The organism is Enterobacter sp. CFEC122 (genome assembly GCF_052983755.1).
This window is the reverse complement of the sequence record NZ_JBRIQR010000006.1, coordinates 97,571-111,718: the sequence shown is the minus strand read 5'-3', so window position 1 is coordinate 111,718 and position 14,148 is coordinate 97,571. Positions and strand designations below refer to the sequence as shown.

10 protein-coding genes are annotated in these 14,148 nt (G+C 53.3%); 8 read left to right on the top strand and 2 right to left on the bottom strand.

Annotated features, from left to right (window positions below; all coding sequences use genetic code 11):
- The first annotated feature begins 221 nt into the window (after positions 1-221).
- From rplM to ACVCAM_RS06475, 8 genes are all read left to right on the top strand, one after another.
- On the top strand, positions 222-650 hold the full coding sequence (gene rplM, locus ACVCAM_RS06510) for a 50S ribosomal protein L13 (protein WP_003860434.1): 429 nt from the start codon (positions 222-224) through the stop codon (positions 648-650).
- Positions 651-665: 15 nt separating this feature from the next.
- Positions 666-1,058, top strand: a complete 393-nt coding sequence (rpsI, locus tag ACVCAM_RS06505; RefSeq protein ID WP_003860436.1) for a 30S ribosomal protein S9 — start codon at positions 666-668, stop codon at positions 1,056-1,058.
- Positions 1,059-1,366: 308 nt separating this feature from the next.
- A complete protein-coding gene (gene sspA / locus ACVCAM_RS06500; protein ID WP_008502830.1) occupies positions 1,367-2,005 on the top strand; it encodes a stringent starvation protein SspA in 639 nt (212 codons plus the stop codon).
- A gap of 5 nt (positions 2,006-2,010) precedes the next feature.
- Complete coding sequence (gene sspB, locus ACVCAM_RS06495; RefSeq protein ID WP_025912562.1) at positions 2,011-2,508, top strand: ClpXP protease specificity-enhancing factor; 498 nt, start codon at positions 2,011-2,013, stop codon at positions 2,506-2,508.
- Positions 2,509-2,958: 450 nt separating this feature from the next.
- Positions 2,959-3,636, top strand: coding sequence for a DUF1120 domain-containing protein (locus tag ACVCAM_RS06490; protein ID WP_008502828.1), 678 nt, complete (start codon positions 2,959-2,961; stop codon positions 3,634-3,636).
- 120 nt (positions 3,637-3,756) lie between these two features.
- On the top strand, positions 3,757-4,461 hold the full coding sequence (locus tag ACVCAM_RS06485; protein ID WP_407223822.1) for a fimbria/pilus chaperone family protein: 705 nt from the start codon (positions 3,757-3,759) through the stop codon (positions 4,459-4,461).
- 15 nt (positions 4,462-4,476) lie between these two features.
- Positions 4,477-6,891, top strand: coding sequence for a fimbrial biogenesis outer membrane usher protein (locus ACVCAM_RS06480; protein WP_023326178.1), 2,415 nt, complete (start codon positions 4,477-4,479; stop codon positions 6,889-6,891).
- Positions 6,888-7,448: an outer membrane protein gene (locus ACVCAM_RS06475; RefSeq protein ID WP_023294675.1), complete on the top strand. Its 561-nt coding sequence runs from the start codon at positions 6,888-6,890 to the stop codon at positions 7,446-7,448. The genes ACVCAM_RS06480 and ACVCAM_RS06475 overlap by 4 nt, the downstream gene beginning before the upstream one ends.
- A 181-nt stretch (positions 7,449-7,629) precedes the next feature.
- On the opposite strand, the gene gltD is transcribed toward ACVCAM_RS06475, so the two are convergent.
- Together gltD and gltB are read right to left on the bottom strand one after the other, a co-directional pair.
- Positions 7,630-9,048: a glutamate synthase subunit GltD gene (gene gltD, locus ACVCAM_RS06470; protein ID WP_177317889.1), complete on the bottom strand. Its 1,419-nt coding sequence runs from the start codon at positions 9,046-9,048 to the stop codon at positions 7,630-7,632.
- Positions 9,049-9,057: 9 nt separating this feature from the next.
- Positions 9,058-13,518, bottom strand: coding sequence for a glutamate synthase large subunit (gene gltB / locus ACVCAM_RS06465; protein WP_047071282.1), 4,461 nt, complete (start codon positions 13,516-13,518; stop codon positions 9,058-9,060).
- Positions 13,519-14,148 lie beyond the last annotated feature (630 nt).

Below are 14,148 nucleotides of genomic sequence, written 5' to 3'. Positions count from 1 at the left end.
AAAAACCCGATTTGAATCACATTTAAGGGTCGATCTTTGACCTCAACTTCTCTATAATCTTGCGACCCCACGTTACGAGAAGGTTTTTTTCCCGAAACTTTCTATGTGTCGGCATGTGCTATTCGAAGGGGTAGGTTTGCCGGACTTTGTCGTGTGAACCTCAACTGACTAAACGTTTGGGTGTTCACCAACGTGTAACTTATTATTTGGGTAAGCTTTTAATGAAAACTTTTACAGCTAAACCAGAAACCGTACAGCGCGACTGGTATGTTGTTGACGCGACCGGTAAAACTCTGGGCCGTCTGGCTACTGAACTGGCTCGTCGCCTGCGCGGTAAGCACAAAGCGGAATACACTCCGCACGTTGATACCGGTGATTACATCATCGTTCTGAACGCTGACAAAGTTGCTGTTACCGGCAACAAGCGTACTGACAAAATGTACTACCACCACACCGGCCACATCGGTGGTATCAAAGAAGCGACCTTTGAAGAGATGATTGCCCGCCGTCCTGAGCGTGTGATTGAAATCGCGGTTAAAGGCATGCTGCCAAAAGGCCCGCTGGGTCGTGCTATGTTCCGTAAACTGAAAGTTTACGCAGGCAACGAGCACAACCACGCGGCACAGCAACCGCAAGTTCTTGACATCTAATCGGGATTATAGGCAATGGCTGAAAATCAATACTACGGCACTGGTCGCCGCAAAAGTTCCGCAGCTCGCGTTTTCATCAAACCGGGCAGTGGTAAAATCGTAATCAACCAGCGTTCTCTGGAACAGTACTTCGGTCGCGAAACTGCCCGCATGGTAGTTCGCCAGCCGCTGGAACTGGTTGATATGGTAGAAAAACTGGATCTGTACATCACCGTTAAAGGTGGTGGTATCTCCGGTCAGGCAGGTGCGATCCGTCACGGTATCACCCGCGCTCTGATGGAGTACGACGAATCCCTGCGTTCTGAACTGCGTAAAGCTGGCTTCGTTACTCGTGACGCGCGTCAGGTTGAACGTAAGAAAGTGGGTCTGCGTAAAGCACGTCGTCGTCCACAGTTCTCCAAACGTTAATCCATTCTGCTTACGCAGAACGATTGGCGAAAAACCCGCTTCGGCGGGTTTTTTTATGGATAATGCGCAGGTTATCCACAATATCCATGCATATATCTTCTCTTTTTCCACATTTCCAGAATCCCCTCACCACAAAGCCATCAAAATCTGGTAAACTATCATCCAATTTTCTGCCCAAATATCGGTGAATACTCGATTTTTGTTCGATTCTTGAACAATGTGTCTTCTCTGGGATGGGCGATACAACATCTGGCTGGCCCCTGTTGGGCTGGTAGCAGTAAAAATTCTGAATATACCTGGAGGTTTTCATGGCTGTCGCTGCCAACAAACGTTCGGTAATGACGCTGTTTTCTGGTCCTACTGACATTTATAGCCATCAGGTTCGTATCGTGCTGGCCGAGAAGGGTGTCAGTTTTGAGATCGAGCATGTGGAAAAGGATAACCCGCCTCAGGATCTGATCGATCTCAACCCGAGCCAAAGCGTACCGACGCTGGTGGATCGCGAGCTGACCCTGTGGGAATCCCGTATCATTATGGAATACCTGGATGAGCGTTTCCCGCATCCGCCGCTGATGCCTGTTTACCCTGTTGCGCGTGGTGAAAGCCGCCTGTACATGCAGCGTATCGAAAAAGACTGGTATTCGCTGATGAACGTGATTACCAGCGGATCCGCTGCCGAAGCTGACGCTGCGCGTAAGCAACTGCGTGAAGAGCTGCTGGCAATCGCCCCGGTGTTTGGTCAGAAACCGTTCTTCCTGAGCGATGAATTCAGCCTGGTGGATTGCTACCTGGCACCGCTGCTGTGGCGTCTGCCAATCCTGGGCGTAGAGTTCAGCGGTCCTGGCGCGAAAGAGCTGAAGGGCTACATGACTCGCGTCTTTGAGCGCGACTCTTTCCTGGCATCTTTAACTGAACCGGAACGTGAAATGCGTCTCGGCCGAGGCTAATGACTGTGGAAATGTCACAACTTACCCCACGCCGTCCGTATCTGCTGCGCGCCTTCTATGAATGGCTGCTGGATAACCAGCTCACGCCGCACCTGGTTGTGGATGTGACGTTGCCGGGCGTGCTGGTTCCAATGGAATACGCACGTGACGGACAGATTGTACTGAACATCGCCCCGCGCGCGGTGGGTAACCTGGAGCTGGCAAACGATGAAGTGCGCTTCAACGCGCGTTTCGGCGGCGTACCGCGCCAGGTTTCCGTACCGCTGGCTGCTGTGCTGGCTATCTACGCGCGTGAAAACGGTGCGGGTACCATGTTCGAGCCGGAAGCGGCATATGATGAAGACGTTGCCAGCCTGAATGATGACAACGCATCTGATGAGCGTGAAAGCGACACGGTGATGTCAATTATCGATGGCGACAAACCCGATCATCAAGATGACAATGACCCTGATGACGATCCGCCTCCGCGCGGTGGTCGCCCAGCGCTACGCGTTGTGAAATAAATCCGCTTGCGCCGTTTGTAAAAAGCCAGTGATATCACTGGCTTTTTTTATTTCTATATCAATCTACCGTTGTAATATTTTTAAATAAGCATTGTTTATATCTCTTGTTTCTTCATTGCTTGATTAATAATTAAATAGATTTATAAACTCCATGAATAAATGAGGTGTGAACTAATATCAAAACGATGAGAAAAGTAAAGAGGAATTCTGAGTAATATTATTTTTTTGATGTTGATCTCTTTTTTGATTGGGTAATTCCTTAATAAAATAAGGAAAAAATCATTTTGTGGTTATCCTTAATAGAATAGTTAATTTTGCTAAATTGCATGTATTTATAAAAACAATACTATGTGCACATGCTGACAAGCATGACGACAATCAGTAACTGGTAAAGGTATTTATCATTACTGGGTTAAATATTGCAATTACTCATATGTTAAGGATTAACAAGTGAAAAAAGTTTTACTCGCTACTGCGCTTTCTCTGTGTGTGACTTCAGCATTTGCTGCAGACCCTTCAGCTGTACTGAAGGTTAAAGGTACGCTGACGAATGCAGCATGTACGCCAGTATTAAGCAACGGCGGTACTGTTGACTACGGTACAATTAATTTGGGCAGTCTGAACGCTTCTGCTGTCAACCAGTTGGGACAGAAGAATATCGATCTGACCATTAACTGCACCGCAGCAACAAAAGTGTCCTGGAATATGGTTGACGATCGCGCTGATACTAACGCGGGTCTGACCGTAGAAAACGGTATGTTTGGTGGTGGTATTATTAAAGGCGCTAGCCAAACTTACGGTGTGGGCAAAACCGCGGGTGGCGTTAACATTGGCTCTTACGCTCTGCTAGTTAAAGTAGACAGCGTAACGGCTGATGGTGCTGCGGTAGATCCAATCTATCAGCAGAACGCGACGGGTACCTGGACCAAATCCACCAACGGTTCTTCTCAGGGCAGCCATATTCGTGACTTCACCGTTGCGTCTGCAGGTTCTCTGGATCCGCTGGCCTTCCAGACCGCGACCTTCCCGCTGGCAACTTCACTGGCTCTTCAAGACACCACAACTCTGGCGATTACGGACGATACTCAGCTTGACGGTCAGTTGACCATCAGCCTGCGTTATCTGTAAGACTTTATTGAGTAAAAGTAATTTTAAAATAATCCAGAGAGTGAATGTTCTGCATTTACTCTCTTTTTAACAGCACGATAAACATGGAATGTTCTGTTGGGCTATCAAGGAGATAATATTATGCAATGCATAAGGTCGAATATATTTAAAACACTTTTTACTGTCGCTTTATTTTCCGCCAATTTTGTGGTGCATGCAGAAGGTATGGTGCCAGAAACCAGCCTGCTAATTATTGATGAAGCCACACACAGCGGTACCATTAACGTAAAAAATACGGATTCACACCCATCCTTATTATATACGAACGTTGTAGACCTGCCGGACGACCAGGGGCTTAAGTTGATCGTCACGCAGCCTGTGGTTCGCCTTGAGCCGGGCCAAACGCAGCAGCTTCGTTTTATTTTGCAAAGCAAGCAGCCGCTGGATGTTGAGCATTTCAAACGCGTCACATTTGACGGTATTCCACCAAAAAATGACGATAAAAAAATTAAAATTGGCATTAATATTCGCCAGGATATTCCAGTGCTAATACGCCCGGCTACGCTGGGGGTCGTGACGGATGCGTGGAAATATCTCAAATGGTCTACGGTCGGATCTTCTGTAAAAGTAACCAACCCAAGTAAGTACGTTGTTCGTCTGGCACAAAAAGTCGTATTACAACCTTCAGGCGCAAACGCCACGCTTTCCAAAACTTACCTTCTGCCAGGTGAGACGATGACGGCTGCGTTGAACAAAACGAGCAGCGGTGATAGCCACGTTAAGTTTTTCCCAGCCAGCCGTTATGGCATTGAAGTGCCGAGTTTTACCTCAGAATTAAATAAATAATATAGGGATCAAACGGTGAATAAAAAAAGCCGTATTGCACTTTGTGTCCGCGCAGTTCTCTGCGGCACCTTGCCTCTGATGATGTTTGACTCCGCCTCCGTACTCGCAAGGGAAGTGACGTTTGATACGGGGGTAATGAAAACGCTGGGGTTATCGAGCGACTTGAACCATTATTTCGCTGAAGCACCGCGTTTTCTGCCCGGAACCCATTCCGTGAACGTTAAAGTGAATGGTGAAGATCGCGGAATGGCCGCCGTCCGTTTCAATAAGGACGGCGTGCTGTGTTTTGATAACGATCTGCTTGATTTCGCAGGCCTCATGCCAGTTCCCCTGAAGGCTGGCGAGGCGTGCCACAACATCCGCGACGACTACCCGAAAGCGGTGATCAACGCGTTGCCAAACCAGGAAGCCGTTGAGTTGTATCTGCCGCCTGAAGCGGTAAACAGCCTGTCGTCGGATATCCGAAACTTCCAGCACGGCGGTGCCGCCGGGATGCTCAACTATTCGCTTTTCAGCACCCGTAACGAATATGGCGGTAGCGACAAAACCCGCTATTCGCAGGCCAATCTGGAAGCGGGTTTTAACGCATTTGACTGGTCGCTTCGCAGTAATTACATCCTGACGGATGACAATGGCAAGAAAAATGCCGACAGCATTTACACCTACGCAGAGCATGTTTTTGTCCCGCAGAAGTTAACCATGCAGGTCGGTGAAATTAATGCCATGTCTAATGTGCTGAGCGGCATACCCATTACCGGTATCCAGCTTATGCCGACTAGTGGGCTGACAAAAGACGGCAGCGGCGTCAGCGTGTCAGGCATTGCCCGTTCCTCCCAGGCTCGCGTGGAGATTCGCCAGAACAATCAGCTGATCTTCAGTACGCTCGTGCCCGCGGGACCATTTACGCTGGATGACGTGCCGGTTGCGCGTAACAACGTCGATTTAGACGTTTCCGTCGTAGAGTCGGACGGCTCCACGAATCACTTTATTGTTCCTGCTGCCGCAGTGAAGCAGCGAAATCTTTCTCGCCCGCAGGGGCTTACCGTGTCTGCCGGTCAGGTACGCAGCATCGATAGCGACTACAGCGATCCGCTGGTGATGAACGTTTCCGACGGCTGGCGCATTTTCCCGTGGATGAACCTTCTGGCCTCCGGTACTGCCGCTCAAGATTACCAGGCAGCTGGCGGTCGTACCGATTTTCTTATCAGCGATCTTTGGTCTGTTTCCACGACGGTTGCGGCAAGCAAAGAGTCGTTTGGTGACAGCAACAGTGGACTTAAAACCGAGCTAGGAAGCGATCTTACGCTTTCCTCCCATGTATCGCTTTCCACCAGCGCGACGCACTACAGCGGCGGCTACCGTGAGATGGCAGAAGCGATGGACGATGACTATCAGGGGTACGATAACGCCTACTCCGGCAGCATACGTTTCTCATCCGGTCTGGCAGGCGTTTTCTCAGCAGGCTTCAACTATAACCAGAGCAGCGGGAACTCTGAGGATTCCCGCTATCTGCTTCTGTCGTGGGGTAAGACATTTAAATATGCCAGCGTTACCGCCAACTGGCAAAGCGCTGTGGGCAACGTCGATGACGACCAGGATGATGAAATGCTGTACATCAACGTCAGCATTCCGCTGAGTCCGGGGCAGTCTGTCAGCACTTACATGCGCAAGCAGGGCGACAATACCACTTACGGTGTGGCCAACAGCGGTTCGCTGGGCGAAAACACACACTACTATATCGCCGCCGATCGTGACCAGTCGTCCAGCGATAATAGCTTCAACGGTAACCTTAACACCAACCTGCATTATACCCAGCTGAGCGTGGGTGGTGGCAGCAACGGTGATCACCAGCGTAACTATAACGCCACCCTGGCGGGCGGCATCGCTATGCACAAAAATGGCGTGACGTTCTCGCCGTATGCGATTCGCGATACCTTTGCGATTGCCAGACTGAGCGAGAAGAAAAGCGGGGTAGAAATCGCTACGCCACAGGGTACGGTCTGGACCGATGCCTGGGGACAGGCGGTTGTACCTTCGCTAAACGAGTGGCGCAATTCGCGTATAGAAGTGGATGCCAACAAGCTGCCGCAGAATATGACGCTGGCAAACGGCACCCGATATATCGCCGCAGGTCACGCTTCAGTCAGCGAGCTTGACTTCAAGGTGCTGAACAGCCGACGTGTGATGCTGCGTATGAAGCAAACCGATGGTCAGCCGCTGAGAAAAGGGCTGGCAATCGTGGATGAGAAGGGCAACTACATTGTGACGGTCGTTGATGATGGTCATGTCTTTATCAACGATGCGGATCAGTTACCGGCGCTGTACGCCATGGACGCCAACAACAATCGTTTGTGCAAACTCGATTTCGCTCTTCCTGAGAAACGCAATGAAGACGCCTTCTATGAAGAAGTAAACGGAGTATGCCGATGAATTATCAACAAACAGTAGGATTAACAGCGCTGGGGATACTTTTCTTCGTGGCGACTGCAAATGCGGAAGATTGCCAAATATCGCTTTCGCAGCCGGTGGTGGATTACCATGAAATGCGTCGAGATAATATCGATAAAACCCAGCAGAACTGGCACAAAATGGCGGACCGTACCCTCAACGTTAATGTTTACTGCCCGCAGCCGCAGCAAATGGCGGTGTTGTTACAGGGGACGGCAGGCGATAAAGGGCGCTTCACATTCGGCCAGTCTGGCGGGATGGCGGTTAAAATCGATGATATGACCATCGACGGTAAAAATTACACCGTCGGCAAAACGGTCGATCAGCTCGGTTTTACTCCGCAAAGCGGCACGCCTTCGCCGTTTTATGTGCGTAATAATGAAGCGGTTATTGCGGTTGATAATAATCAGGTGCCTTCAGGCCAGCAGATGAATTTCCGGGTCACGCTATCACCTGTGCTGGATGACAATGCGTTTAGCCGCATCACCGATCAAACCGTACTGGAAAGTGACTTAACCTGGACTCTGCTGACGAGGTAGCATTTCGGAGAGTAAAAAATAGCTCTTCATTATTTCTATCGCCAATGAAATGCCTGTTTTTTTCTTGCAGCTGACTCAAGCATTGATAGGCTGGCAACCTTCATGCTGAAATATCTGAAATTTTTTTGATTACACTGTAGGTAACAAAGGGAATAAACCGGAAGGTTTATTCCCTTTTTTTTTACACTTCCAGGTAGTTCAGTATCCCGTCAGCCGCTTTGCGCCCTTCGGCAATCGCCGTCACCACCAGGTCGGAACCGCGAACGATATCGCCACCGGCGAAGATTTTCGGGTTGCTGGTCTGGAAGGCATTATCGCTGCCTTCTGGCGCAATAATACGGCCCTGCGAATCCAGCTCAACGCTGTGCTTCGCCAGCCATTCCATGCTGTGAGGGCGGAAACCGAACGCCATCACCACGGCGTCGGCCGGGATCACGTGTTCAGAACCGGCCACGATCTCGGCGCGACGACGGCCTTTTGCATCCGGTGCGCCCATCTCAGTGCGCGCCATCTTCACGCCGCTCACTTTACCGTTGGCATTCACTTCAATACCCAGAGGCTGGATGTTGAACTGGAATTCTACGCCCTCTTCACGTGCGTTTTTCACTTCACGCTTAGAGCCCGGCATGTTCTCTTCGTCACGACGGTAAGCACAGATAACGTGCGCCGCATTCTGACGAATGGAGGTTCGCACGCAGTCCATCGCGGTATCACCGCCGCCCAGCACCACCACGCGTTTTCCTTCCATGCTGACGAACGGCTCATCAGCGGTTTCGCCGTAACCCATAATCTGCTTGGTGTTGGCAATCAGGAACGGCAGCGCGTCATAAACGCCCGGCGCGTCTTCGTTTTCCAGACCACCGCGCATGGACTGATAGGTACCCACGCCCAGGAACACGGCGTCGTAATCCTTCAGCAGATCGTCGAGCTGTACGTCGCGGCCCACTTCCACGTTCAGTTTGAACTCAATGCCCATGCCGGTGAAGATTTCGCGGCGACGGGTCATGACCTCTTTTTCCAGCTTGAAGGCCGGGATACCGAAGGTCAGCAGGCCGCCGATCTCCGGATGACGGTCAAAGACCACCGCCTTCACGCCGTTGCGGGTCAGCACGTCCGCACAGGCCAGGCCCGCCGGGCCCGCGCCGATGATCGCCACGCGCTTTTCGGTTTGCTTCACGCCGGTCATGTCCGGACGCCAGCCCATCTCAAACGCTTTATCATTGATATAGCGCTCGATGTTGCCGATGGTCACCGCGCCAAACTCGTCGTTTAGCGTACAGGAACCTTCGCACAGACGATCCTGAGGACACACGCGGCCGCACACTTCCGGCAGGGTGTTGGTCTGGTGAGACAGCTCGGCGGCTTCAAAAATACGCCCTTCGTTGGCCAGCTTCAGCCAGTTCGGGATGTAGTTGTGTACCGGACATTTCCATTCGCAGTAAGGGTTACCGCAGGACAGGCAGCGGTCTGCCTGTGCTTTGGCCTGGCCTTCTGAAAACGGCTCGTAGATTTCAACAAATTCAATTTTGCGGATCTTCAGCGGTTTCTTTGGCGGATCAACACGCTGCAGGTCGATAAACTGGTATACGTTCTGGCTCATCTGAATTCCTTACTGCGCCTGCACGCGCAGCTCTGCTGCGCTACGACTACGGTGACCCAACAGGGCTTTAACATCGCTGGACTTCGGCTTAACCAGCGCGAATTTCGCAGAGAACGCCGGCCAGTTCGCCAGGATCTCTTCGCCGCGCGAAGAACCGGTATGCTGCACGTGTTCGGTAATCAAACCGCGCAGGTGTTCTTCGTGAATGGCCAGCGTGTCAACGTCCAGCACTTCTACCAGTTCAGGGTTCACGCGTTTACGGAACTCACCGTCTTCATCCAGGACGTAGGCAAAACCGCCCGTCATGCCTGCGCCGAAGTTCACGCCGGTTTTACCCAGAACGCAAACAATCCCGCCCGTCATGTATTCACAACCGTTATCGCCAATGCCTTCCACCACGGTGATAGCACCGGAGTTACGCACCGCAAAACGCTCGCCCGCACGGCCCGCGGCAAACAGACGACCGCCGGTTGCGCCGTACAGGCAGGTGTTACCGATAATGCTGGCTTCATGGCTGCGGAAGGCTGAGCCGACCGGAGGACGTACCGCCAGAAGACCGCCCGCCATGCCTTTACCGACGTAGTCGTTGGCATCGCCGGTCAGGTACAGCTCAACGCCGCCTGCGTTCCACACGCCGAAGCTCTGACCCGCAGTACCGCTGAAGTGTGCGGTAATCGGATCGGCTGCCAGCCCCTGGTCACCGTGCGTCTGTGCAATGTAGCCGGAGAGGGAGGCACCCACGGAACGGTCGGTGTTGCGGATATCAAACCAGAACGTTTTGCTCTGCTTGTCGTCCACATACGGTTTCGCCTGCTGCAGCAGCTGCGCGTTCAGCACGCCGTTGTCGAACGGCGGGTTGTTCTCGGTGCAGTAGACCGCTTTGCCAGGATGCGGCTGCGCGGTTTCCAGCAGCTTAGACAGCTCCAGCTTCTGCTGCTTGGCCGTGAAGCCTTCCAGCTCTTTCAGCAGGTCGGTACGGCCAATCAGGTCTACCAGGCGCTTCACGCCCAGCTGCGCCATCAGCTCGCGGGTTTCACGGGCGATGAAGTCAAAGTAGTTGGTCACTTTGAACGGCAGACCGTGATAGTGATTCTTACGCAGCTTCTCGTCCTGGGTCGCAACACCGGTTGCGCAGTTGTTCAGGTGGCAAATACGCAGGTATTTACAGCCGAGCGCAACCATTGGGCCGGTACCGAAGCCGAAGCTTTCCGCACCCAGAATCGCCGCCTTGATGATGTCGAGGCCGGTTTTCAGGCCACCGTCCACCTGCAGACGGATCTTGTGACGCAGACCGTTAGCCACCAGCGCCTGCTGGGTTTCCACCAGGCCAAGTTCCCACGGGCAGCCCGCATATTTCACGGAGGAGAGCGGGCTTGCGCCGGTACCACCGTCATAACCGGCGATGGTGATAAGGTCCGCATAGGCCTTCGCCACGCCGGTGGCAATGGTGCCGACGCCCGGTTCGGAAACCAGCTTCACGGAGATCATCGCTTTCGGGTTGACCTGCTTCAGGTCGAAAATCAGCTGCGCCAGGTCCTCAATAGAGTAGATATCGTGGTGCGGCGGCGGGGAGATCAGCGTCACGCCCGGTACCGAGTAGCGCAGTTTGGCGATGTACGGGGTAACTTTATCACCCGGCAACTGACCGCCTTCGCCCGGTTTCGCACCCTGAGCGACTTTAATCTGAATCACGTCGGCGTTGACCAGGTACGCTGGCGTCACGCCAAAGCGGCCGGATGCCACCTGCTTGATACGGGACACTTTGTTGGTGCCGTAACGGGCAGGATCTTCACCGCCTTCGCCGGAGTTAGAGTTGCCACCGATGCTGTTCATGGCTTCTGCCAGCGCCTCGTGGGCTTCCGGGCTCAGCGCGCCGATGGACATCGCCGCGGTATCGAAGCGTTTGAACAGTTCGGATGCCGGTTCGACTTCGTCAATGCTGACCGCTTCATCACCCGGATTCAGGGCAATGAGGTCGCGCAGCGTCGCCGCCGGACGGTTGTTCACCAGTTCAGCGTACTGCTGATAATCACTGTATTCGCCGCTCTGAACCGCCTGCTGCAGCGTGCGCACCACGTCAGGGTTGTAGGCATGATACTCGCCGCCGTGAACGTATTTCAGCAGACCGCCCTGATCCAGCGGCTTACGTGCCAGCCAGGCGCGCTTGGACAGGTTCACCAGATCCTGCTGGAAGTCAGCAAAACCGGCGCCGCCGATGCGGCTGACCACGCCCTGGAAGCAGAGGTTGGCGACCTCATCATGCAGGCCGACCGCTTCAAACAGCTTCGAGCAGCGGTAGGAGGCAATGGTCGAGATGCCCATTTTGGACATGATCTTGTACAGACCTTTGTTGATGCCGTTACGGTAGTTCAGCATCACCGCGCGGTAATCTTTGTCGATCGCGCGGGTATCCACCAGACGGGCCAGCGTTTCATAGGCCAGGTACGGGTAGATCGCCGTCGCGCCAAAGCCTAACAGCACGGCAAAGTGGTGCGGGTCGCGCGCGCTGGCGGTTTCAACAATGATGTTGGCGTCGCAGCGCAGGCTCTTATCCACCAGACGCGTCTGGATAGCGCCCACCGCCATTGGTGCAGGCACCGGCAGACGGTTTTTCGCGATGTTGCGGTCGGACAATACCAGCAGCACGGTACCGTTACGCACCATCTGTTCGGCTTTGTCGCACAGCGCATTCACCGTCTCTTCGAGGCTCGCGTCGTTCACGTCGAAGGTAATATCGAGCGTGTCGGCGCGGTAGTGCTCCTCTTTCATGGTGGTGAGCTGTTTGAAATCGGAGTACAGCAGGATCGGCGATTTAAAGGTCAGACGGTGCGCCTGGCCTTCGGCCTCGCAGAAGACGTTCATCTCGCGACCGATGCTGGTGGCCAGCGACATCACGTGGGCTTCACGCAGCGGGTCGATTGGCGGGTTGGTGACCTGCGCAAACTGCTGGCGGAAGTAGTCGTAAATGATGCGCGGCTGGCTGGAGAGCACGGCAAACGGGGTATCGTCACCCATCGAGCCGACCGCTTCCTGGCCGTTCTCACCGAGCACGCGGATGACGGAGTCCAGCTCTTCCGCGCTGTAGTTAAACTGCTTCTGGTAGCTGGCGAGGGTGTCATCGTCCAGCTCGCGGCTGCCCACTTCTTCATCCGACAGATCTTCAAACGGCACCAGACGACGCACGTTTTTCTCCATCCACTCTTTGTACGGATGGCGGCTCTTCAGATCGTTGTCGGTTTCGGCGGAGTGCAGGATGCGTCCACTGCGGGTGTCGATCACCATCAGCTCGCCCGGACCGACGCGGCCTTTCTCGACCACTTCGTCAGGCTGGTAATCCCAGATGCCGACTTCAGAGGCGCAGGTGATGAGCTTATCTTTGGTGATGACGTAGCGCGCCGGACGCAGGCCGTTACGGTCCAGGTTACAGGCAGCGAAACGACCGTCGGACATGACGATGCCCGCCGGGCCGTCCCACGGCTCCATGTGCATGGAGTTAAAGTCGAAGAACGCGCGCAGCTCAGGGTCCATATCCGGGTTGTTCTGCCAGGCCGGCGGCACGAGCAGACGCATGGCGCGCACGATATCCATCCCGCCCGCCAGCAGCAGTTCCAGCATGTTATCCATCGAGCTGGAGTCCGAGCCGGTTTCGTTCACGAACGGCGCGGCATCATGCAGGTCAGGGATCAATGGCGTCTGGAACTTGTAGGTACGGGCGCGGGCCCACTGGCGGTTACCGGTAATAGTGTTGATCTCACCGTTGTGTGCCAGGTAGCGGAACGGCTGCGCCAGCGGCCAGCGTGGAACGGTGTTGGTGGAGAAGCGCTGGTGGAACAGGCAAATGGCCGATTCCAGACGCAGGTCCGCCAGGTCCAGGTAGAAGCGCGGCAGGTCAGCCGGCATACACAGACCTTTATAGATGTTCACCAGATTAGAGAGGCTACAGACGTAGAACTCTTTATCGTCCTGGAGACGTTTTTCAATGCGGCGGCGGGCGATAAACAGACGGCGTTCCATATCACGCGGACGCCAGCCCGCAGGCGCGTTGACGAAAATCTGTTCAATACGAGGCAGCGAGGAGAGGGCGATTTCACCGAGCACCCCTTCGTTGGTTGGCACATCGCGCCAGCCGACAATCGACAGGGTTTCACGCTGAAGTTCTTCTTCGACGATGCGGCGTGAGGCGGCAGCCTTTTCAGGATCCTGGTTCAGGAACAGCATGCCGACAGCGTAGTTTTTGGCTAAACGCCAGCCGCGCTCTTCCGCCACGATGCGGAAGAAACGATCCGGTTTTTGCAGCAGCAGGCCGCAACCGTCGCCGGTTTTACCATCGGCAAGAATGGCGCCACGGTGCTGCATACGGGCCAGTGCGTGAATAGCGGTACGCACCACCTTGTGGCTAGGTTCGCCTTCTATGTGGGCGATCAGGCCGAAACCACAGTTATCCTTCTCAAGGGATTTATCGTACAACATATCAGTGAACCTCCCCAGGCTCGTCGGGCTTCCCACTGAACTTTACCGTGGCGCACAGGCACAGAAAGAGCATGGCGACGGGGTTTGCGTTTCATACGCGGACCTCGCATTCGCCCTCTTTTTCATCCTTTCGCGCAGGTAAACAAGTTTGAGGACTTGCTTCAGAGGGAATCTCAATTACTGCATAAATATGATGAGCAGGCCGCTCATCCAGAAAGCTTCCAGCGGATTTCCAACTTATCGGGAATTGGTACACAGGTCAAATGGCAATCTTATTTATACAAAAATGTGCTAAAGAGAGTTTATCTACCTGTATTTAAAGGGTATTTAACTAATTTTACATTGATTGATTGCCCTGAAAGAGCGCAGCGGAGTGTGATCTGACTCACTATATGAAAGCGGTATTATCCATGTAGCGTGCTGAATAGCGGTTTTATAGCAGAACAATAATCTGGCATTGGCCGCAAACCCGCATAAACACACTGTTTTTCAGTGATGGCGCTATAAATGAAAAAAACAATCAGAACATAAGGAAAAGTAATCACATGCGGCGTGAATGAAATTGCAGTAATCCTGAGTATTTATTCATATAGATAAAGGCCGTCCGGGGCGATTGATCCAGGTCATCGC